The sequence below is a fragment of the Halomonas sp. LBP4 genome, assembly GCF_003202205.1.
Classification (GTDB): Bacteria; Pseudomonadota; Gammaproteobacteria; order Pseudomonadales; family Halomonadaceae; genus Halomonas; species Halomonas flagellata.
This window is the reverse complement of sequence record NZ_PDOG01000027.1, coordinates 1-1679: the sequence shown is the minus strand read 5'-3', so window position 1 is coordinate 1679 and position 1679 is coordinate 1. Positions and strand designations below refer to the sequence as shown.

Sequence of the window (1679 nt, the reverse complement as noted above, 5' to 3'; positions counted from 1 at the left end):
CGACGACGTTGTCGACGGTGAAGCCGAAGTGCTTGAACAGGTCGCCGGCCTTGCCCGACTCGCCGTAGCTGGTCATGCCGACCACCCGGCCGTCGAGGCCCACGTACTTGTACCAGGCGTCGACATGGCCGGCCTCGATGGCGAGCCGTGCGCTCACCGCCCTCGGCAGCACGCGCTCGCGGTACTCGGCGTCCTGGGCGTCGAAGCGGTTGGTCGAGGGCATCGAGACCACCCGCACCGCGCGGCCGGCCTGCTCCAGCTCCGCCGCGGCGTCCATGGCCAGGCCCACCTCGGCGCCGGTGGCGATCAGGATCAGCTCGGGCGTGCCCTCGCTGTCGCGCAGCACATAACCGCCGCGCTGGATCTCGGCCAGCTGCTGCTTGGTGCGCGCCTGGTGCGGCAGGGTCTGGCGCGACAGCACCAGGGCGGTGGGGCCGGCCTGGCGCTTGAGGGCGGCGTTCCAGGCGGCGGCGGTCTCCACCGCGTCGCAGGGGCGCCAGGTGGCCAGGTTGGGCGTCGCGCGCAGGGCGGTGAGCTGCTCGATGGGCTGGTGGGTGGGGCCGTCCTCGCCCAGGCCGATGGAGTCGTGGGTGAAGACGTAGATCGCCCGGGTGCCGATCAGCGCCGCCATGCGCACCGCGTTGCGCATGTACTCCATGAAGATCAGGAAGGTGGCGCCATAGGGCACGAAGCCGCCGTGCAGGGCGATGCCGTTCATGATCGCGCCCATGCCGAACTCGCGCACCCCGTAGTGCAGGTAGTTGCCGCCGGCGTCGTCCTTCGCGATGGCCTTGGCCCCGTTCCAGAAGGTCAGGTTGGAGGGCGCCAGGTCGGCGCTGCCGCCGAGCAGCTCGGGCAGTTGCGGGCCGAGGGCGTTGAGGCAGGCCAGCGAGGCCTTGCGGCTGGCCACGCTCTCGCCCTGCGCCTGGGCCTGCTCGATCAGCGCCTCGCTGGTGAGATCCACCGGCAGTTCACCCTTCAAGCGGCGCTGGAACTCCCTGGCCTCGGCCGGATAGGCCTCGGCATAGCGGGCGAAGCGCGCCTGCCAGTCGGCCTGGCGGGTCTGGCCGGCCTCGCGGGCATCCCAGCCCTGGTAGATCGGCTCGGGAATGTGGAAGGGGGCGTGGGGCCAGTCGAGCCGGACGCGGGCCGCGGCGACCTCGTCCTCGCCCAGCGCCGCGCCGTGGCACTCCTCCTTGCCCTGCTTGTTGGGGGCGCCGAAGCCGATGACGGTCTGGCAGAGGATCAGGCTGGGCTTGTCGTCGTGCTGCTTGGCCAGTTCGATGGCCGCCTGGATCTCTTCCGGCTTGTGGCCGTCGACGCTGGGCACCACGTGCCAGCCGTAGGCCGCGAAGCGCTGGGCAGTGTCGTCGGTGAACCAGCCCTCGACCTCGCCGTCGATGGAGATGCCGTTGTCGTCGTAGAAGACCACCAGCTTGCCCAGGCCCTGGGTGCCGGCCAGCGACGCCACCTCGTGGGAGATGCCCTCCATCAGGCAGCCGTCGCCGACGAAGCACCAGGTGTGGTGGTCGACGATGGCGTGGCCGGGGCGGTTGAACTGGGCGGCGAGGGTCTTCTCGGCGAGCGCCATGCCCACGGCGTTGGCCAGGCCCTGGCCCAGGGGGCCGGTGGTGGTCTCGATGCCCGGGGCATAGCCGAACTCGGGGTGGCCGGGGGTC

At 71.5% G+C, this 1679-nt stretch carries 1 protein-coding gene; it reads right to left on the bottom strand.

Annotated features, from left to right (window positions below; genetic code table 11):
• Positions 1-1679 (bottom strand): transketolase (gene tkt, locus CR157_RS21965; RefSeq protein ID WP_110285644.1); only part of this gene is annotated, 1679 nt, incomplete at both ends.